This is a genomic window from Cohnella nanjingensis (assembly GCF_014212125.1).
GTDB lineage: Bacteria > Bacillota > Bacilli > Paenibacillales > Paenibacillaceae > Cohnella > Cohnella nanjingensis.
In genome coordinates this window covers 1-18,785 of the sequence record NZ_JACJVP010000007.1, presented here as the reverse complement: position 1 = coordinate 18,785, position 18,785 = coordinate 1, and the positions used below count along the sequence as shown (strand labels likewise).

At 60.7% G+C, this 18,785-nt stretch carries 19 protein-coding genes and 1 tRNA gene; 4 read left to right on the top strand and 16 right to left on the bottom strand.

Features of this window, described 5'->3' with window-relative positions:
• Window positions 1-316 precede the first annotated feature (316 nt).
• Window positions 317-745, bottom strand: coding sequence for a DMT family transporter (locus tag H7C19_RS05790; protein WP_185141641.1), 429 nt, complete (start codon window positions 743-745; stop codon window positions 317-319).
• A gap of 31 nt (window positions 746-776) precedes the next feature.
• Window positions 777-1,475 carry a Crp/Fnr family transcriptional regulator gene (locus tag H7C19_RS05785; RefSeq protein ID WP_185141640.1) on the bottom strand — a complete coding sequence of 233 codons (699 nt, stop codon included), beginning with the start codon at window positions 1,473-1,475 and terminating at the stop codon, window positions 777-779.
• A gap of 188 nt (window positions 1,476-1,663) precedes the next feature.
• Between H7C19_RS05785 and H7C19_RS05780 the strand changes: the two genes are divergently transcribed.
• Complete coding sequence (locus tag H7C19_RS05780) at window positions 1,664-2,173, top strand: DUF2269 family protein (protein ID WP_313731408.1); 510 nt, start codon at window positions 1,664-1,666, stop codon at window positions 2,171-2,173.
• Window positions 2,174-2,234: 61 nt separating this feature from the next.
• Here H7C19_RS05780 and H7C19_RS05775 read toward each other — a convergent pair whose 3' ends face one another.
• Window positions 2,235-3,401: a winged helix DNA-binding domain-containing protein gene (locus tag H7C19_RS05775; RefSeq protein WP_246469320.1), complete on the bottom strand. Its 1,167-nt coding sequence runs from the start codon at window positions 3,399-3,401 to the stop codon at window positions 2,235-2,237.
• A gap of 223 nt (window positions 3,402-3,624) precedes the next feature.
• On the opposite strand from H7C19_RS05775, the gene H7C19_RS05770 reads away from it, so the two are divergent.
• The 3 genes from H7C19_RS05770 to H7C19_RS05760 all read left to right on the top strand — a co-directional run bounded on the left by H7C19_RS05770 (window position 3,625) and on the right by H7C19_RS05760 (window position 6,852).
• On the top strand, window positions 3,625-4,575 hold the full coding sequence (locus tag H7C19_RS05770; protein ID WP_185141638.1) for a helix-turn-helix transcriptional regulator: 951 nt from the start codon (window positions 3,625-3,627) through the stop codon (window positions 4,573-4,575).
• Between the two features lie 104 nt (window positions 4,576-4,679).
• Entirely contained in the window at window positions 4,680-5,576 is an 897-nt protein-coding gene (locus H7C19_RS05765; RefSeq protein WP_185141637.1) for a MerR family transcriptional regulator, read from the top strand.
• Between the two features lies 1 nt (window position 5,577).
• Entirely contained in the window at window positions 5,578-6,852 is a 1,275-nt protein-coding gene (locus H7C19_RS05760; protein ID WP_185141636.1) for an MFS transporter, read from the top strand.
• A 145-nt stretch (window positions 6,853-6,997) separates the two neighbouring features.
• On the opposite strand, the gene H7C19_RS05755 is transcribed toward H7C19_RS05760, so the two are convergent.
• From H7C19_RS05755 to H7C19_RS05695, 13 genes are all read right to left on the bottom strand, one after another.
• Complete coding sequence (locus H7C19_RS05755; protein ID WP_185141635.1) at window positions 6,998-8,086, bottom strand: hypothetical protein; 1,089 nt, start codon at window positions 8,084-8,086, stop codon at window positions 6,998-7,000.
• 138 nt (window positions 8,087-8,224) lie between these two features.
• Entirely contained in the window at window positions 8,225-9,142 is a 918-nt protein-coding gene (locus H7C19_RS05750) for a YitT family protein (protein WP_185141634.1), read from the bottom strand.
• Between the two features lie 149 nt (window positions 9,143-9,291).
• The gene (locus H7C19_RS05745; protein ID WP_185141633.1) at window positions 9,292-9,441 is read right to left on the bottom strand and encodes a small acid-soluble spore protein P; all 150 of its coding nucleotides are present in this window, start codon (window positions 9,439-9,441) and stop codon (window positions 9,292-9,294) included.
• Between the two features lie 18 nt (window positions 9,442-9,459).
• On the bottom strand, window positions 9,460-9,645 hold the full coding sequence (locus H7C19_RS05740; protein ID WP_185141632.1) for a hypothetical protein: 186 nt from the start codon (window positions 9,643-9,645) through the stop codon (window positions 9,460-9,462).
• 15 nt (window positions 9,646-9,660) lie between these two features.
• Complete coding sequence (locus tag H7C19_RS05735; RefSeq protein WP_185141631.1) at window positions 9,661-10,011, bottom strand: hypothetical protein; 351 nt, start codon at window positions 10,009-10,011, stop codon at window positions 9,661-9,663.
• 168 nt (window positions 10,012-10,179) lie between these two features.
• A tRNA-Ser gene (locus tag H7C19_RS05730) sits at window positions 10,180-10,268 on the bottom strand.
• A 76-nt stretch (window positions 10,269-10,344) separates the two neighbouring features.
• Window positions 10,345-11,631, bottom strand: a complete 1,287-nt coding sequence (gene serS, locus H7C19_RS05725; protein ID WP_185141630.1) for a serine--tRNA ligase — start codon at window positions 11,629-11,631, stop codon at window positions 10,345-10,347.
• A 43-nt stretch (window positions 11,632-11,674) separates the two neighbouring features.
• Window positions 11,675-12,253 carry a pyridoxal 5'-phosphate synthase glutaminase subunit PdxT gene (gene pdxT / locus H7C19_RS05720; RefSeq protein WP_185141629.1) on the bottom strand — a complete coding sequence of 193 codons (579 nt, stop codon included), beginning with the start codon at window positions 12,251-12,253 and terminating at the stop codon, window positions 11,675-11,677.
• 116 nt (window positions 12,254-12,369) lie between these two features.
• Window positions 12,370-13,251 (bottom strand): pyridoxal 5'-phosphate synthase lyase subunit PdxS, encoded by an 882-nt coding sequence (gene pdxS / locus H7C19_RS05715; RefSeq protein ID WP_185141628.1) that lies wholly within the window; start codon window positions 13,249-13,251, stop codon window positions 12,370-12,372.
• Window positions 13,252-13,360: 109 nt separating this feature from the next.
• Entirely contained in the window at window positions 13,361-14,701 is a 1,341-nt protein-coding gene (locus H7C19_RS05710; RefSeq protein WP_185141627.1) for a D-alanyl-D-alanine carboxypeptidase family protein, read from the bottom strand.
• A 134-nt stretch (window positions 14,702-14,835) separates the two neighbouring features.
• Entirely contained in the window at window positions 14,836-16,293 is a 1,458-nt protein-coding gene (guaB, locus tag H7C19_RS05705; protein WP_185141626.1) for an IMP dehydrogenase, read from the bottom strand.
• A gap of 146 nt (window positions 16,294-16,439) precedes the next feature.
• Entirely contained in the window at window positions 16,440-17,633 is a 1,194-nt protein-coding gene (locus H7C19_RS05700) for a putative glycoside hydrolase (RefSeq protein ID WP_185141625.1), read from the bottom strand.
• A gap of 335 nt (window positions 17,634-17,968) precedes the next feature.
• The gene (locus H7C19_RS05695; protein ID WP_185141624.1) at window positions 17,969-18,217 is read right to left on the bottom strand and encodes a hypothetical protein; all 249 of its coding nucleotides are present in this window, start codon (window positions 18,215-18,217) and stop codon (window positions 17,969-17,971) included.
• Between the last annotated feature and the right edge of the window lie 568 nt (window positions 18,218-18,785).

Sequence of the window (18,785 nt, the reverse complement as noted above, 5' to 3'; positions counted from 1 at the left end):
TCAATTTACTATTCCGCGTTCCCGAATAAAATCGAACAATATTGACATCGATCGCACTATATTTACTAGAACCCCGCGGTAATCCCCATTCTATGGACCGGCATGGAGGAATTCAACCGTTATTTGAAAAACGTTTGCTGTGGCAAATTCGCCGGAAACGCAAAAAAGCCCGGATTCCCTGTGCTTTCCGCAGCTTTGTTAAACCTGTTTTGAATGAGGCTGACCCTCATCCATTCGAAATGGCGGTCGCACGCAAAGATGTCTCTCGCCTGCGAGCATAATCAAAAATACCGCAGTACGCGCCTTTGCCCCGGGTTTATTTCCACTTGAAGATCAGAATGCCCGCGATCATCACGACGACGCCGATGATCCGGTTCCACTCGAACGCGACGCGCGGCGAGCCGAATAGCCCGAAGCTGTCGATCGCCAGAGCGAAGACGAGCTCCGCGACCAGGACAATCGCCACCGCGTACGCCGCGCCCAGCTGCCCGATGCTCAAGGTCACGCCCACGACGATCCCGACGCCCAGCACGCCGCCCAGCAGATATCCTTTGTTCAACTGAAAGACGTTGTCCAGACTGCCGCCCCTCAGCCATAAATACAGCAGCAGCGAGACGATGAACCCCGTGCCGTGAACGAACGTCGTGGTCATCCAGACGCCGGCTTTCTCGTTGACTCTCGAATTCATCGCGCCCTGCATGGCAATGATAATGCCCGCCGCGATGGCGTATAGGATGCCGGCCATATCGATCCTCTTCCCCTCTGTGGTCGCGCTGCTACGTATATAGGTGATTGTCCGCGAACGCCCGCAGCTTCTCTTCGTCCAGCACGTACAACCGGCCCCTTCGCCGGCTGAGCAGGCCGCTGTCCGCCAGCCGCTTGATGACGCGGTTCAAGTGACGGTAACTCGTGCCCAGCAGCTCCGCCATCTCCATCAGGTTGGTGGTGCGGATCTCCTCTCGGGGTCCCGTCTCGCCGGCACTCGGGAGCAGGGTCAGCAGATAGCTGGCGACCCGATGCTCCGTCGGGTAGAGAAGGTTGGTCGAGGCGCCGTTGCCGAGCGTAGACAATTTGTGGCTCAGGTTGCGGATCATCAATTGCAGAAATGGCGGATTGTTCATCTCGTTCGCCTGGACATGCGTCCTGCCGAGGAACAGCAGCGTCGCCCGGCCGGACGCTTCCACCGAATTGCACGCCGGATAATGACCGCTCCATTCGACATCGCCGATCAGCATCGGCGCGGTTGAGAACCGCAGCAGCATCGTCTTGCCGTTCGGGAGCACGGTGTAGATCTTCAGCCGTCCCGCCACGACCACATACAGCCCGCCCAAGAGCTCTCCACGGTCGCAGACCCGCTCCTTGTCGGCATACGTCCGCAGCTCCATCGAAGCCACGCTCTCGGGCATGAATATGCCGCCCAAGCCAACGCCGGCCAACAGCCTTCCCGCCGCCGCGGCATCTCTCGTCGTCTCCACCGGCATTCCTCCCGCGACTCGGCTCCGGATGAGATCCGATGTCTTCTGTCATTAAGTGTAATCGATGGAGGGGCTGGGCTTAAAGGACAGATGTCCTATTCGTTCGCAACGGCATGTTTATCCTTTTTTTAGATTTCATTTTAGAGCCCATTTAGAAACAAGTACTATCATGAATTAGAAGACAGGGGGTGAATGGGTTGAGAAAGCTCGGCATAACCCGAAAAAGGTGGCTGCTCACGCTCCACCTATTGTTTTCCGCGATTATGTTAGGCGTGGCCATCGTTTTTCTGTTTCTAAGCATTACCGCGGCCAACACAAATGATGAAGGTGTACTCCAAGCGTGCTACACCATGATGCACATGCTGGCCAAGACGACCGTCCGGTATTCGACGATCGCCGCTTTGGCAACCGGGATTTTACTGTCCGTGTGGACGCCATGGGGGCTATTCAAGCATTACTGGATTATCGCCAAGGAAGTATTAACTTTCTTCTTCATTATCATTGGGCCCATTGGTATGTACTGGTGGACGCTGAGAGCGGTTACGCTGGTATCGTCTGAGAGGGGACACGCTGTCCTTGATCCGGACTTCATCGTGAATAGCGGGCAGCTTCGGATCGGGATCGTTCTCCAGATCGTGTCTCTAGTCGGGCTGTTCGCGATCTCGGTCTTCAAACCGTGGGGATCGCGAAAACGGTAATCCAATCCGTATCTTGGTAGGCTGTCCTAGGTCACTATATGACCTGAGACAGCCCCTTCCATTAGGCTTCGAATCGGATCTCCCGCACGGCCGCATCCGGCGCGCTGAACTCCAGGAGCCGTTCGCCCTCCTCCGTCAACGCCTGAAGATCCGCGGGGCCGAGCGGTTCGAAGGGCTTGACGATCAGCGTGGCGACGCCCCGCTTCCGCTCCGTCGTCCACAGGCCGCGGACGAAGCCGTCCACGAGGAAAGTCGAGCGGATAATGCCGTTGACCGTGAACACCTGGGAGCGGTATGCCTCCGGCAGGATGCGGGAGCGGTCCGCGTAGGACAGCAGCATGTTGTCGAACTCGCCGATGAAGCGAACCGGGGCCGGCGTATCCGCATCGGGCCGCGGGGCGTCCGGGACGTCGAACAGTTCGTTGCCGTGCTCGTCGCGGAACGTCGCCAGGCGGGGACGCAGCGTCTCCAGGACGCTCCGCAGTCCCGTCAAGCCCGACCAAGTCTGGACGTCCATGACCGTCGCGGGGCCGAAGGCGCGCAGATAACGGACGACCAGCGTCTCCAGCGAGGCATCCGCGTCCAGCGGCCGGCCCAGCCACGACTCCGCCGACGTATGCTTGGCCTGCCCGCTAGCTCCCCAGATCCCCCGAGGCGGCACCTGGACGAGCGGAACCATGGCGCGGATCGCATCCCCGAGGGCATGCGGATCATGATCGGGCCAGCGGCTGCCGAGCGCCGCGCCCAGCTCGCTGAACGAGAGCGGCCGCTCCTCCACGAGCGCTCGCCCCGCCTCGGCCAGTTCGGCGCGGTCCACGCAGCCAAGCGACTTGTTCGCCAGGCCGGAGAGCCAGCGGTCGAGGACGGGCTGCGTCAGAGGCCGCATCTGGAGGCAGTCGCGGGCGCTCACCAGGTGGATCGTGCCGCGCATCAGTACGATGCGCACCGCCTGCCTGCCCTTGATTAGCCGGCCCAGGTCATCCGGCTGGAAGCCGTTCAGTCGCGCCCACAGGCCGATATAAGGCGGATTCGGCGCCTGGGCCTGTAAGCCGACCAGGTGCTCGATCGCTTCCAGCGCGGACAAGTCCGCCCGGCGCAGCAGATGCTGCCTCGCCAGCAGCGCCCGGTTCAGCCGGCGCTTGGTCAGTACTTCCTCTGTTCCTGTCGCCCTATCCGGCTCACGTGCCGCGTTGGTCATGACGTTTTCCCCTTTCCTCGGATCCAGCATTCCGCTCTCTCCCGTTCTACATTCATTCTACAAGAGCCGCCCTGACAACCTTATGTCAGGGTTCTCCCGCCCTTCTCTATAAATTTCTGATAACCGTCTCCCTATCCCTGACACACTGGTGTCAACGGCTCCGCGTTATACTGCTCTCAAGCGGGCGGAATCCAGCTCAGACTCCAGCCACCGTTCCGCCAAACAATTCTTAGGAAGGGAAGGATGGGATGCCATGAAGCTGGATCGTCTGCTGTCTATCGTCATGCTGCTGCTGGGCCGCAACCGGATTAACGCAACGGAGCTGTCCGAGCGGCTTCAAGTCTCTCTGCGCACCATCTACCGCGACGTGGAGACGCTCGTCCAGGCCGGCCTTCCGATCGTCTCCTATGCGGGGACGGACGGAGGCTTCGAGCTGCAGGACGACTGGCGGATGAATCGGCGTACGCTGACCCTGGGCGAACTGACCGCGATCGCCACCTCGCTGCGGAGCCTCCAATCCGCACCGGCGTTAAGTGCCGAGAACGTAGACGGATTGCTGGAACAAGTCGGGACGTTGGCCGCTCAAGCCGGACGGGATGGCGGCGCCGGCGCCGAGTCGGAGCGCATTCTGATCGATCTGAAGCCCTGGCGGAGCTCGAAGAGCGACCGGGACAAGTACGACCGCCTGCATCAAGCCGTCCTGGAACAAAGGCTTGTCCGATTCGCCTATACCGACGGGCAGGGAGACGGGACCGAACGCACCGCGGAGCCGATGGGGCTGGCGCACAAGGGTTACGCCTGGTACCTGTATGCGTACTGCCGGACGCGCGATGACTATCGTATCTTCAGGCTCTCCCGGATTCATGCGCTGCAAACGCTGGAGGAGACGTTCGAACGCCGGCCGGAGACGATCTCTCAATTGAACGGAAGATGGGACGCGCTGCCGCAGACGGAGACGGTCGAGCTGACTTTGCGCTTCGCCAACGCGGCCAAGGCGCGCGCGGAGGATCAATTCGAAGAAGCGCAGATCGAGCGGCAGCCGGACGGCTCGCTCGTCGTGCGGGCGGCGCTGCCCGAGGGCGAATGGCTGACCGGCTTCCTGCTCAGCTTCCGGGAGGATCTGCGCGTGCTCGCGCCTGCGCGGATCGCCGAAGCCGTCCGGGCGAACGCGCTGCGCGTCGCCGAGCAGTATGCGAGTCCATGACAAGAAGGGCGCCTTGGGGTAATCTGTCGGTGAGGGATTGACTCTCCTCCGACAGGAGGGATTATGCTCCTCTTATCTCAAGAGGAGAAGGAGGCGTACGCCCCATGCTGCGCATCGGCGAATTCGCCAGCTTGAACAAAGTGTCCGTCAAGACGCTGCGATACTATGACGAAGTAGGCCTGCTGAAGCCCGCCCATATCGACGAGCAGACCGGCTACCGCTATTATTCCGCCCAGCAGCTCCCGCAGCTGCACCGCATTCTGATGCTGAGGGACTTCGGCTTCTCCCTGCAGCAGATCGCGACGCTGCTCGGCAGCGGGCAGGCCGACCGGATCGTCCTGGCCATGCTCGAGCAGAGGGCGGGCGAGATCGAGGACGCGATCCGGTCCGAACAGGATCAGCTCTCCCGCATCCGCGCGCTCATGGGCGGCATCCGGTCCGGGTTCGGCCAAGCGCCCGGAGCGCTGGAGGTGCTGGTGAAGGAAGTGCCCGCCTTGCCGGTTCTCTCGCTGCGGGACACGCTGTCCGATTACGGCCAGCAAGGCCGGCTGTGGGAGGAATTGGTCGGCTATGCGCAGCGGTACGGAATGGCGATCGGGACGGCGATCGCGCTGTACGGCCATACGGCCGAGGAGGGAGAACGCTTAGCGGTAGATGCGTATGATCCGAACGACAAGGCCGACGACGAGGCGGACGACGTCTCCGATGGCGTCCCCATCGAAGTCGCTCTGCCGCTGGGGGAGCCGGTCCCGCCGGAGAACGGCCGAATCCGCGTCCGGCAGCTACCCGCGGTGAGCGAGATGGCCTGCGTCATCCAGCGCGGCGGCCATGCGGAGCTCAGGCAAGCTTACGCCTCGCTGCAAGACTGGATGGAGCGAGGCAGTTATCGTCCGAGCGGACCCGCCCGCGAGATCCATCACGTCGGCTTCAAGGAGACGCTGGACGTCTCGGAGCATCTGACCGAGGTTCAGATTCCCCTCTCGCGGCCGGAGGCGCATTAAGATGCCGCAGCCTCGTGAGGCGAACCGTCCATCTTGGCTGTCGAACCGCTACCTGCGTGCGGTACTCGCTTCGGCGGTCTTCGCGCAGCTCGGCATCTGGATCCGCAACTTTGCCGTCCTGCTCTACGTGATGGAGCGGAGCGGCGGCGATGCCGGCGCCGTAGCGCTGGTGTCGGTCGCGGAGTACGCGCCGCTCTTCCTGTTCTCGATCATCGGCGGCGTATTCGCGGACCGCTGGCGGCCCAGACGCACGATCGTCCTCTGCGAATGGCTGAGCGCGGGCTCGGTGCTTGGCGTCTGGATCGCGCTCCGCGCAGGCGACTGGCACGCGATCTTTCTGGCGGCGCTGGTCTCCGCCATCCTGTCGCAGTTCTCCCAGCCGGCCGGCATGAAGCTGTTCAAACGCCATGTGCCGGAAGCCGAGATGGCGGTCGGGATGGCCGCGATCCAGACGATCTTCGCCGTATTCATGATCGCAGGTCCGGCGCTTGGCACTTTCGCGTACGCCCGCTTTGGCATCGGGGCGGCCCTGGTCATCACGGCATCGGCCTTTGCGCTCTCGGCGATCTCGCTCGCAGCCGTGCCTAGAGATGACGCGTCGGCGGGCGGACATTCCCCCGCCGATTCCCCAGCCGGCGACCCGTCCCGCCTGTCTACCCAGTTCGCCGACGGATTCCGGTATCTGCTGAAGAGCCGCGTGCTCTCGCTGCTCAGCCTCAGCTTCGCCGTCGTCGGCCTTGGCGTCGGATTGATTCAGCCGCTCGGCGCGTTCCTCGTGACCGAGCGGCTCGGCCTGCCGCTGGGAGCCCTCCAGTGGATCACGATCCCCTATGGCGCGGGGGAGCTGATCGGCGGCTTCCTCGTCATGAAGCTCGCCATGAAGATCGCGCCCCAGCGGCTGCTCGCGCTCGGGCTGCTCGTGAATGCGGTCGGCATCGCGGCGACGGGACTCTCGACGACGCTGTGGCTCTGCATGGCCGGGCAGTTCGCGATCGCCCTGCTGCAGCCGGCGATCTTCGCGGGCAACGCTGCCCTGACGATGCAGCATACGGAGGAGCGGATGATCGGCCGGGTGACGGGCATCCGCACGCCGCTCCTGACGGGAGCCATGCTGACGATGATGAGCCTTGCCGGCACGCTGAAGGCGCATATGCCGCTGGCACTCATGTACGTCTCGGCCGCCTTGCTGTTCGTCATCGCATTGGGCGTCATCGCCCCGCTGTGGCGGTCCTCCGCGCCATCTCCCTCCGCTTCGAACGCCGCATCGCATCGCTAGGGGGCGACTCGTCGATGTCGGAGACGATACGGATTCAAATCACATTGGAGACAGGATTAGACATGACCATACAAAAAAGGAGCCGTCCCCGCAGGGACAGCTCCTTGTTTCCTTTTCCTATATGCCAAGCAGCGTGTAAGCCGACTTACAGACTGCCGCCCAAACTATCCAAGCCGAGTTGGTTCAGCTGGTCCATCGGGACGATCTCTTCCGGCTTCGGCTCGCCCATCAGCTTCACGTCGCCGTTGATGTCCGTCATCTCGGAGACGACCTTCAGAGTGCCGCTGCCGGTCTGGCCGTTGTCGTCGATCTCCGCCTTGATGGTGGCATCGCTGTAACTCGCATAGCCGTCGCCGTTCACGCCGGTGTTCACGACGATGTCGAGCGACTTGACGTCTTTCTTGAAGTCCTCCATCGACTTGGCCAGATCCTCGTCCTTGGTCTTGTCGAGCTCTTGCTTCGCCTTGTCGAGGTCTTCCTGCTTCAGCTGAAGCATCTTGCGGTATTCTTCGTTCTTCGACAGCAGGTCGATCACTTCAGGCGCGATCTTCGTGACCACGGTCTGAATGAACGGCTCTACTTGATCCTTGGTTACGTGCAACTGGATGACGTCCTTGATCTTCGACTCGTCCGGGATGCCCGCGTCCTTGGCCGATACTTTGGACAGATACGTCTTCTCGTCGATATGCTTGAAGACGATCGCCGACAGATCGTTCACGAGCTTCTGCGATTGACCGATATCCATCGCAGGCATCTCGGTGCCTTGCTGTTCGGCCAGCTTCTTCATATCGATCTCGATGAACTTGCCCACGATATCCTCGGGCAGACCCATCTGACCGAAGATCGGGATGTTCGGCACCTTGATCCACATCTTCTGCTCGTTCATGATGATCGGCAGCGAGAACGTCATGGCCAGATCGCCCTTGATCGCGATCTGCAGATTGATTTCCATGAGCATCGGATCTTTGCGGTACGCGCCCGTCCAGGACAGCTCGGCGTTCTGCAGAATGCCCAGCGCCATGCTGGAATCGGGATCCGCGGTCACCGCTTCGGGCAGCTTCAGGTCGGCGACCTTCAAGCTCCCCTTCATGCTATAGGATTTAATATCCGATGATTTCTTAATCGCCCCTTGCAACGTATCCTGCGGCGACTTCGAGCCGCTGCATCCGGACAATACCAACACCAGCATCATGAGCGCAGTCAGCGCAACAAGCCAATTTTTACGTTTTAACAATCTCTAAATACCCTCCCCGAGCCTATCGATCCTAATGTCTGCTCTTTGCAGCAGGTACATTGTATCCTAATTCGGGGAGGGGGGGAAGTTTTTTTATTTAAAAATAACGTAAAATCTTCGTAATAATTGCGCAAGTTGTCAATGAATGTCTTTCTTGCGGAAGCGTCCGCCCTTCACGTCATGGATATTGCCGACCGCGAGGAACGCCAGCGGATCCAGCTCCGTGACGATGGATTTGAGTTTCGCTTCCTCCAGACGGGTAATGACGCAGAAGATGACTTGCTTGGCGTCGCCGGAATAGCCGCCTTCGCCGTTCAGATACGTGACGCCCCGGCCGAGACGGCTGACGATCGCGTCTCCGATATCGCGGTAGTTGTCGCTGATGATCCAGACGGACTTCGATTCGTCGAAGCCTTCGATGGTCAGATCGATGACCTTGAACGCTATATAATAGGCGATGAGGGAGAACATCGCATTGTCCCACCCGAACACCAGGCCTGCGCTGCCTAAGATGAAGAAGTTGATGAACATGACCATCTGGCCGACGGAGAACGGGGAGCGCTTGCTGACGACGATGGCGACGATCTCCGTCCCGTCCGTCGAGCCGCCGAAGCGGATGACGATACCGACGCCGACGCCCATGAGGATGCCGCCGAATACGGCTGCAAGCAGGGTCTGGTCTGTGAATGAATCTACATGATGGAGCAACGAGGTTGTGACTGCCAACGTAATGACACCGAGCAAGGTGGATAGCGCGAAGGTCTTGCCGATGGATTTGTAGCCGACGATGAGGAAGGGCAAGTTCAACAGAAAGAGGAAGATGCCAAGCGGAAGCTTCGTTAAGTGCGCGACGATAATGGATATGCCTGTGATGCCGCCGTCGATGATGTTGTTGGGCACGAGGAAAATCTCTAGCGCGGTGCCAACCAGGACGGCTCCGACCATAATCGCGATCACGCGGCGGGTGATATCCAGCGGCGACAGCTTATGGTGCCTGACTGGGGTAGTGGCTTTGACTTTGGGCGGGACGGCTTTCTTGTGCTTGGAACTGGTCATAGGCACCTCCTAAATGCATGTTTTCTTATTATTATACCAGTATATACAATGCGGTTGGTAGCCTCAGTTTAGTTTCTCGACAAAAAAAATCCCGGCCGAAGCCGGGATTTCCGCGAACAAACGCAGGCGATTGAACGTTATGGGAGGGATTAACCTTCGGTATTGTGATGGCTCACGTGATTATGGTTCTTCACTTTCTTCGATCCGGACAGCGGTTCGTTCGGCTGGCGTTCGGACCGATCCTTGCGTCCTCCGCCCGATTCGCCGGGCTGTGCGACGGATTGCGCTCTCGGCTTCATGCGGCTTCCTCCTCCCGGCTACTCGTGATGGTCGAGCGAAGCGCGGCTCTTGACCGGCTCGTCGTGATTCAAGGCATCCTGATGACGCCGATCGTTGTGCTTCTGCTGCAGCTGCTGCGCGTGATGGGCGTTCACCGGGGCCTCGGCGAGATCCTCGACCACGTTGCTTAGGTTTTTGTCCGCCATTCCGTTATCGTTGGCCATGCCGTACACCCCATTCTATGCGTTGGTAAAATGATGCAGCGCCTGCGCGCACTCGTGCAGATGCCGGCGATAGTCCGAGATCAGCTCCTGCATGACGTCGGTTCGCTCGTCGACCGATTGGCCGTCCCGCTCGACGTCGGACAGCTGAATATCGATCTCCCGGCTATCCACGTATTGCACGGAGAAGTCGAACTCGAGCATCTGCCGGCCCGCCGTGCGGATATGCACGAGCAGCTTGGTCGGATCGGATTCGTCGGCCATCACGTCGGCTTGGTCGCCGGCGGTCAGCCGTTCCGGCAGCGTGTGCTGCCATGCTTGTACCAGTTCCCCTTGGGGGACGTTCAGTTGATCGTCATTGATTGACATATCGGCCACCTCCGCTCTGTTAGGTTGGCCTGCTCGGAACTTCTTCATACGATCGGCGCAACATGCGGGCCGATTGGTTTTTGCAGGGGTCGTTAGGAAATGATTAAGCGTGCTGTATCACTAAAAAAGCCGATCCGCATGCGCGGATCGGCTGTAGCTGCTATGGAATGGCGGAGAGAGTGGGATTCGAACCCACGTGGGCTTGCACCCTAACGGTTTTCAAGACCGCCCCGTTATGACCGCTTCGGTATCTCTCCAAGATGACGGGCAGTCGCCCCGTTCCCGAAGGAACCGGACCTGCCACGTAATCATATCACACGGTTAAATCAATGATCAACCCCTGCGCGGCGCGATCCGTTCGACCCCGCCCATGTAGGGACGCAGCGCTTCCGGCACGACGACCGTGCCGTCCGCTAGCTGGTAGTTCTCCAGGATCGCGGCCACGGTGCGGCCCAGCGCGAGCCCGGAGCCGTTCAACGTATGGACGTGCTCCGGCTTCGCGCCCGCCTCGCGGCGGAAGCGGATGCCCGCGCGGCGCGCCTGGAAGTCCTCGAAGTTCGTACAGGACGAGATCTCCCGGTACGTGCCCGCGCTAGGCAGCCACACCTCGAGGTCGTACGTCTTCGCCGAAGCGAAGCCCATGTCGCCCGTGCACAGCGCCAACACGCGATACGGCAGGCCCAGAACTTGCAGCACGCGTTCCGCATGGCCGGTCAACGCTTCGAGCGCGTCGTACGACGTCGCCGGATCGACCAGCTGCACGAGCTCGACCTTGTTGAACTGGTGCTGGCGGATCAATCCGCGCGTATCGCGGCCTGCCGCCCCCGCCTCGGAGCGGAAGCATGCGCTGAAGGCGACGAGCTTGCGCGGCAGGTCTTCGGGACTCAGGATCTCCTCGCGGTGCAGGTTCGTCACCGGCACCTCGGCGGTCGGGATGAGGAAGTAGTCGGTGCCCGCGAGCTTGAACAGGTCCTCCTCGAACTTCGGCAGCTGGCCGGTGCCGACGAGGCTGTCGCGGTTGACGATATACGGAGGCAGGATCTCCTCATAGCCGTGCTCGTCCGCGTGCAGGTCCATCATGAGGTTGATCAGCGCGCGCTCCAGACGGGCGCCGAGACCTTTGTAGAAGACGAAGCGCGAGCCGGTCACCTTGGCCGCCGCCTCGAAGTCGAGGATGCCGAGCTCCGCGGCCAGATCGTAGTGGGCCTTCGGTTCAAAGTCCAGGGCGGGCAGGTCGCCCACCCGGCGCAGCTCCACATTGTCGGCCTCGGAAGCGCCGACCGGGACGCTCTCGTTCGGCACGTTCGGAATCGCGAGCAGCAGGGCGTCGACTTCGGTCTCCAGCTCGCGCAGCTCTTCGTCGAGCTGCTTGATCCGGTCGCCGACCGTCTTCATCTCGGCGATCAGCTCGTCCGCGTTGCCGCCGCTCTTCTTCAGCTTGGCGACCTCTTGGGAGACGACGTTGCGGCGGTTCTTCAGGTTGTCGCTCTCCGTCTGCAGCTCCCGGCGCTTGTTGTCGAGCGCCGGGAAGCCGGCGATCAGCTCCTCCGGGGCATTGCGGTTGCGCAGCGCCTGCGCGACCTTGTCATAGTCGTTGCGTAGCAATCTAACGTCGATCATGGTTACGGTTGAACCCCTTTCCCATTCGAGGGTGATATGGTCCTCATGCTCCGGCGGCTTCGCGGGCCATGTCCAGGAACAGGCCGTGCAGGCGATAGTCGTCCGTCAGCTCGGGATGATAGGAGGACGCGAGCAGATTGCCTTGCCGGGCGGTCACGATCTCGTCCTTGTAGACGGACAGGACGTCGACCCGATCGCCGACCTGCGTGATGAGCGGCGCGCGGATGAAAACGGCGCGCAGCGGCGTCTCGATCCCTTTGACGTCGAGGTCCGTCTCGAAGCTCTCCCGCTGGCGGCCGAACGCGTTGCGCGCGACCGTCATATCCATCAGTCCGAGGTGGGGTTCCTCTCCGCCCTCCAGCCGCTGAGCCAGAACGATGAGGCCCGCGCACGTGCCGAACACCGGCTTGCCGGCTGCCGCGAACGCGCGGATCGCGTCCATGAAGTCGTATTTGCGCATCAGCTTGCCGATCGTGGTACTCTCTCCGCCCGGGATGATCAAGCCTCCGATCTCGGCCAGCTGCTCCGTACGCTTCACGGCCACGCCTTCGCCGCCCGCCAACTCGATGCTGCGGATATGTTCCGCTACCGCCCCTTGCAGGGCCAGCACTCCGATTTTCATCGCTTCTTCCCGTCCTTTCGCCGAATGAAAACCAATCGGGGCGGCTCCGCGATCGGCTCGATAGCCGTCGCGAAGCCGCCCGATCGTGACTCCCTGCCCGTGCCCGGAATCGCGTCTTAGATGCCGCGGTCCTGCATGCGTTGGGAGTTGTCCAGCTTGGAGATCTCGATGCCCTTCATCGGCGTGCCCAAGTTCTTGGATACGCGGGCGATCAGCTCGTAGTCTTGGTAATGCGTCGTTGCTTCGACGATCGCGCGGGCGAACTTCTCCGGGCTGTCGGACTTGAAGATACCGGAGCCGACGAACACGCCGTCGGAGCCCAGGTGCATCATCAGCGCCGCGTCGGAAGGCGTCGCTACGCCGCCGGCCGCGAAGTTGACGACCGGCAGGCGGCCCGTCTCGTGGACGCCCAGCAGCAGGTCGTAAGGGACGCCCAGCGTCTTCGCTTCATGGTAGAGCTCATCCTTCGACAGGTTCTGCACCTTGCGGATCTGACCCGTGATGAGGCGCATATGGCGTACGGCTTCCACGATGTTGCCCGTTCCCGGTTCGCCCTTCGTGCGAAGCATGGACGCGCCTTCTTGGATGCGGCGCAGCGCTTCGCCGAGGTCCTTGGCGCCGCAGACGAACGGAACCGTGAAGTCGGATTTGCTGATATGGAATACGTCGTCGGCCGGCGTCAGCACTTCGCTCTCGTCGATGTAGTCGACGCCGAGCGATTCGAGCACCTTCGCTTCGACATAGTGGCCGATCCGGGCTTTGGCCATAACCGGAATGCTGACGACCTTCATGACTTCTTCGACGATGGTCGGGTCCGCCATACGGGCTACGCCGCCTGCAGCGCGGATATCGGAAGGCACGCGCTCCAGCGCCATGACGGCAGTCGCGCCTGCCGCTTCTGCGATCTTGGCTTGCTCGGCGTTCATGACGTCCATGATGACGCCGCCTTTTTGCATCTCGGCCATGCCGCGCTTCACTCTAGAAGTACCTGTCTCCATTTTCTCACGCCTCCAATAGATTCTAACCATTTATTTTACAGGATGGTTCTTGAATAGACAATCCGTAAGGTCGGAATTTTGCGGTACGACAGCCGTCTATACGGCTATCTTAGAAAAGGTTGACGATGCCTTTGAACAGCCCGCTGAAGAAGTTGGCGATTCCCCGCAGCAGCAGCGTGAACCAGCCTGCCTTCTTGACGTCCTCTGCCGCGATGAGATCGACCGTGGCGAGCTTCTCTTCTTGGGTCGCGGGGTCCTTGTACTTGTAAGTGACCGTGCCGACCTTGTCGCCTTGCTTCACCGGCGCGAGCAGCGGATCCGCCGTCGGCTTCACTTCGGCGACCGTCGGTTCGACCGCTTGGCCTTTCGGCAGCATAACGGTGATATCCTTGGCGGTGATAACCGGCAGCTTCGTCTTGGAGCCCTTCTTCAGCTTCAGCGTCTCGTGCTCCGGTACGGCGCTCTTCGCGGCCACGAGCGTCTTCTTCTCGAAGTTGTTGAAGCCGTAGTCGAACAGCTTGGCCGTCTCGAGAAACCGCTTGCCGTCGTTCACCCCGCCCGGTACGCCCATGACCACCGCGATGAGGCGCGTGCCGTTCTGCAGCGAAGTCCCCGTGAAGCAGTTGCCCGCTTTGGACGTATGGCCGGTCTTCAGTCCGTCGACGCCCGGGTAGGCGAACTTCTTGAAGTTCGTGACATCCTTGTTCGTGGCGAGCATCCAGTTCCAGTTGATGACCGGGTCCTTGTCCGTCTTGCGGAACTTGAAGCTCGGGATCTTGGAGTGCTCGAGGAACTCCGGATAGTCGTTAATGATATGATATGCCAAAATCGCGGAATCTCTCGCCGACATGACGGTCTCGCCGTCGATCGAGCTCGGGCGGTACGCTTCAGGCATGTCCGCACGGTCGAGGCCGGTGGAGTTGATGAAGTGGGAATCCTTCATGCCCAGCTCCTTGGCCGTATCGTTCATCAGCTTCGCGAACGCTTCCTCGGAGCCGGCGACCGTCTCCGCGAGCTGCACGGTCGCGTCGTTCGCCGAACCGACCGCCATGGCGATATACAGTTCTTCTACCGTATGCTTGTCCCCGACGGCGAGGAAGACGCGGCTGCCGATCTGCTTGGCCGCATTCTCCTGCACGGTGATGGTCTGCTTCCAGTCGAGCTTGCCTTCCTTTACCGCCTTCGAGACGAGATATTCGGTCATCATCTTCGTCATGCTGGCCGGCGGGAGCGCTTCTGCGGCGTTGTTCTGGTAGAGGATCTGACCGGTCGCGGCATCCATCAGAATCGCCGACTTGCCTAGCAGCTGCAGGCCGCTGGCGTCCGGCGCAGCAGCCGCCGGCCGCGACGCGAATGTGGCGAGCAGGATGGCGAAGGCCAGGAATAGAGCTATGAATCGAGTAGGCGACAAGAGCGGCGAACGGTAGAAGGTCGTATGAGGTCGATTCAACGCGCGGTCTCTCCTTTATTTCTATCAATTTATCGTATTCGTCCATGAACTCCGTCTGTTATTGTAACACAACCCGCAGGTAACGAAAAAGCCGCAGGACAGAACATTCTGCCCTGCGGCGATCTTTTAAGAAATCACATCGAGTAGTTCGGGGCTTCCTTCGTGATCTGGACGTCGTGCGGGTGGCTCTCGCGAAGACCGGCGCCCGTGATGCGGACGAACGCGGTGTCGTTGCGGAGCTCATCCAGCGTTCCCGTACCGCAATAGCCCATCCCGGAGCGCAGCCCCCCGAGGAGCTGATGGATCGTGTCCTTCAGCGGCCCCTTGTAAGGAAGACGGCCTTCAATGCCTTCCGGCACGAGCTTGGAGTCGTCCTCCTGGAAGTAACGGTCCTTGGAGCCTTCCTTCATCGCGCCGATCGAGCCCATGCCGCGGTAAGACTTGTAACGGCGGCCTTGGTAAATCTCGGATTCGCCCGGGCTCTCTTCCGTCCCTGCGAACAAGCTGCCCAGCATGACGGCATTCGCGCCGGCCGCGATCGCCTTCGTGATCTCGCCGGAGTACTTGATGCCTCCGTCCGCGATGATCGGCACATTGTATTCCCGCGCGACGGTCGCGCAGTCGTAGATCGCCGTGATCTGCGGCACGCCGATGCCCGCGATGACGCGCGTCGTGCAGATGGAGCCCGGCCCGATGCCGACCTTCACGACGGACGCGCCGGCTTCGATGAGGTCGCGGGTCGCTTCGCCCGTCGCGACGTTGCCCGCGACAATCGTCAGATCCGCGTAGCGCTCGCGCAGCTTGCGGACCATCGTGACGATGTCGATGTGGTGGCCGTGCGCGGAGTCGACGACCAGCATGTCGACGCCGGACTTCACGAGCGCGTCGGCCCGATCGAACGTATCCTTCGATACGCCGACCGCAGCGCCCGCCAGCAGGCGGCCGTGACGGTCCTTGGCCGCGTTCGGGAATTGGATCGCTTTCTCGATGTCCTTGATCGTGATGAGACCCTTGAGCGTGTTCGACTCGTCGACGAGCGGGAGCTTCTCGATCTTGTGCTTCTGGAGGAGGACTTCCGCTTCCTGCAGCGTCGTTCCGACCGGAGCCGTCACCAAGTTGTCGCGCGTCATCACTTCGTTGATCTTAATGGAGTAATCGTGGACAAAACGCAGGTCGCGGTTCGTCAGGATGCCGACCAGCTTGCCTTCGCCGTCGACGATCGGGACGCCGGAGATGCGGTACTTGCCCATCAGCTCCTCGGCATCGTATACATGATGGTCTGGCGTGAGCGAGAAGGGGTTCGTGATGACGCCGCTCTCCGATCGTTTCACCCGGTCGACCTCTTCCGCTTGCTGCGCCACCGACATGTTCTTATGAATGATGCCTATCCCGCCTTCACGAGCGATCGCGATCGCCAAGGCTGCTTCCGTGACCGTGTCCATGCCCGCGCTGATCAACGGAATGTTCAGCTTGACCGAAGGGCTCAGCGTCGTCGATACGTCGACGTCCCGGGGCAGGACCGACGAGCTGCGCGGAACGAGCAGGACATCGTCAAACGTGAGACCTTCCTTGGCGAATTTGTTTTGCCACACGAAGAATTTCCTCCCTTGAATGAATTAATTGCGAGGGTGCTCCAAATTGATTATAGGCAATCTTAGCAGAGGCTTTCTAGGCTGTCAAGGCGCGGTCGGAACGGTTGGAAAAGCGCTCCATGTAAGCGTTTGTGGCCACTGGGCGCTTACGTTTGAAGCGCTTGGTAACGGCTTGCGGCGTTCCACAGCATGTAGTTCTCGACCCCCGCCCGGCGAGCTGCTCGCACCTGCTCGCGGATCTGCGCTGCCCCGTATCGCTGGTGCGGATGAACCCACCCGGCCGTGAAGCCTTGCAGCCAAGGGCGGATCTGCGCGGTGGCCATGCCGGCCTCGTTCAGCTTGCGATTCTGCTTGGCGGCATCCTGCAGCGCATGCGTCACGACGGCCCCCGGCATCAGGTCCGGCTGCTTCACGCCCCACATGCCCGGATTGTAGTGCGACGGGTAGACCATCGGAGAGATGACGTCGACTTCCGTCGCGACGGTGCGCCAGCTCTGTCCGATGCCGCCGTCCGGACCGGGCGAAGCCACCAGGCCGAACACGTCGGCCGACACCAGAGCGCCCGCGCGATGAACGCGGTCCGAAGCGACGTGCAGGAAGCGGCGGATCACCTCGTTCTTGCCGATCCCTTCCGGATTGTGAAAGCGGACTTCCCGGTTCACGCGCGATCCGTTTTCCGGGAACCGCACGTAGTCGAATTGGATCTCGTCGAATCCCATCTTGGCCGCCGCCTCCGCGACCGCAAGCGGGTATTGCCAGGCCTCCTGCCGATAGGGATCGATCCACGCGGAACCGGACTTATCCTTCCACGTGCCGCCGCTCTTCGCTTGCAGAGCCAATCTCGGCTGCAGGGCCGCAAGTCCAGGGTCCTTGAACGTGACTACGCGCGCGATGAGATAGATGCGTCGGTTCTTCAGCCTGCGGACGAGCTGCCGTAGCTGCGGCTCCGCCCGATTCGGCACGACCCGTACCTGGCCCGAAGCCGCGCGGACTTTGCCGAAGGCGCCGTTCACGTCGATGACCATCGCGTTCAGTTCCGTCTGCTCCACCAAGGAGACGAGCTTCTCCATCCGTTTGCTTCGCGCGACATGGGACGTGACGTATATCGCCCTCACCGGAACTTGCGGATGCTTGATTTGAGCGGGACGGGTTAACGCCGTTCTGCTCTCTTGCTCCGTCTTCTCCGCTTCGCTCGCGGCCTGTGCCGCGCGCATGCCGCTTGGATGAAGCTGCGGCTCCGCAACCCGAGGCTTCGACGCGCAGCCGGCATGCAGGATCAGGACCATGGATACCAGGAATGATAAGATTCCTTTTTTGCACCATGCCACGTTCGGAACCACGGCAGATCCCTCCTTCGCTCTTTGCGAGGTAGTATCTGCCGCCCGTGCCGGTCTGTTGAGATGGAAGTTATGGAAAAGCAGCCGTACCGAACCACGCCTGCGTTCGCTGAATCCGGACGACCGCCGGGGCTGTAGGATGGAAGCGCCTATGTACCGTTGAACGCGGTGCTTGGCTGGGCGCATTATCATCAAAGGCAGTTCTATCCGAGTCGAGTATGCAGAGGTGCTCTACGCTAATCTTGAAGATCGCCCGTCTCCGTCTGCGATTCGTCCTGCAGCTGCGATTCGTTCTGCGGTTGCTATACGTTCTGCGGTTACGATTCGTTCTGCGGTTGCTATACGTTCTGCGGTTGCGATTCGTTCTGCGGTTGCGATTCGTCAAGCGGCTGTTTGCTTCCGGCGGGTTTTTCGCTGAAGCTGGCCAGCGTGGAAGCCTCCCATTTCCATCGCTCCGTCTGGAGCTGGGTGGTCACCTTCGCTGCATGCGCGCCATTGGCCCAGGACGAGCCGCCCACGCTGAGCAGCAGCGCGAGCGTGCTTGCGGCCATAACTTTCGCTTTGGCCGTCTGTTTCGATTGCTTCATGGGGATACCGCCTTTCGGGATACCGATTGGGTATGAACCCATCTTACCCCTCCGATCTTAGCGCGGCTTTAAGCCCGGCTTAAATGACGGTTAAAATATGGTGGCGAAATCGGTTTTCTGCTCGGAGTTGACACATCCGTCCAACGAGGGATCGATCGGCATGCCCGTCTGTGACTGGCGCGCATCTTCGTCTTCTACTGACAGTCTAGGCAGCAGCTGAGGATTTAGAAGGAAATCGATATTGGTTTGGCTCTCCGTTCAACTACTTGCATTTGTACATCTAATTTACATCCAATCTAAGGTTTGTCGGTAATTACTTGTAAACGTACAACTTATTTGGCGGAAATCCCGTCCAAACGCAAAAAAAGGCCGAATTAGTTGTACGTTTGCAACTAAATGGCCGTGAAACGGTCTATTGGACGAAATAAGATGTACGATTGCAACTTATTTACCTTTCGGCGGTCTAAGAAGCACGATTGCAGCTTCGCTTATTGGCTCGACTGCGGACCGTGGGTCGGGCTCGCCGTTTCCGGACAACAAAAAAAGGGCTTGCGCCCTGAAAACCGGA